Annotated in this window: 1 protein-coding gene; it reads left to right on the forward strand. The window is 39.9% G+C overall.

What is annotated here, in order from left to right; all coding sequences use genetic code 11:
• Positions 1-456 precede the first annotated feature (456 nt).
• Positions 457-1,077, forward strand: a 621-nt coding sequence (locus B8983_RS13825) for an IS30 family transposase (protein ID WP_084286147.1), incomplete at its 3' end; no start/stop codon positions are given.

The raw sequence follows: 1,077 nt of genomic DNA on the forward strand, positions 1-1,077 counted from the left end.
CCCTTGTTCGTTTCACCACCATTTGACACCTCCATCACTATATTTATATCATTTTTTCATATAGTTAAGAGGTACGTTTCTCAGGGGCAAGATCACGATTGAATATTCTTTATAGCATTATTTAACTCTTCCTTAAGTTTTGCTGGTGATTTCATTTTATCTTTCCAAAAAATTGACGGCATTTTATAGTTAATTGAACTTCTAATTCAATTTGAATAATTACTCTTCATAATAGTTATGATTGATATAGCAAGGTTGAATTTTTATGGCAAATGGTCAAGATTAATAACAAATCAATTGTTTGGTAGATAAACTTATTTAAGTTTAGTTGTATCAGTTATTTTTTTTGAAGTATTAAATGAGGTGAATTCTAATACGAAGTGCAACTTTGAAAAATGGAAGGAGGCTAAGGATGATTTAGTATCTTAGCTTCTCGACCTCCAAGTCAAAGTAGCCATGAACTATAAACACCTTAGCCAAGAAGAACGATATCAGATTTATATATTAATGTCAGCCGGAAAAAACAAACAACAGATTGCCGAGTTGCTGGGGCGACACAAATCGACCATTAGTCGAGAGATTGCTCGCAATACTGGCGGTCGAGGTTATCGACCTCGACAAGCCTGTTTGTTAGCCCAGGAGCGCTCTTTAGGCTCTCGTAATGCTTCTCAAATTAGCGCTGAGCAATGGTCTCAGACAGTGGACTTTCTTCAGATCAAGTGGAGTCCCGAACAAACTGCCGAGGAGGTTGGGATCAGCCATGAGACGATTTATCGACATATTTACGCCGACAAAGCCGCTGGTGGAATCCTTTGGAAACAACTGCGCTGCCAAAAGAAGCGTAAGAAACGCTATGCAAGTGGTCAAGAACGTCGCGGACAAATTGTCGCTAGAAGACCGATTAGTGAACGCCCCGCTTATATTGAAGAGAGAGCACAGGTTGGTCATTGGGAAGGCGACACAGTGATTGGAGCGAACCACAAGCAAGCTATTGTTACCCTCGTTGAGCGGAAAAGCGGTTATGCCTTAATTAGAAAGGTAATGAACAAAACTTCCGAGCTAGTAGGCAATGCCATC

This window comes from Polynucleobacter kasalickyi, assembly GCF_900176405.1.
Classification (GTDB): Bacteria; Pseudomonadota; Gammaproteobacteria; order Burkholderiales; family Burkholderiaceae; genus Polynucleobacter; species Polynucleobacter kasalickyi.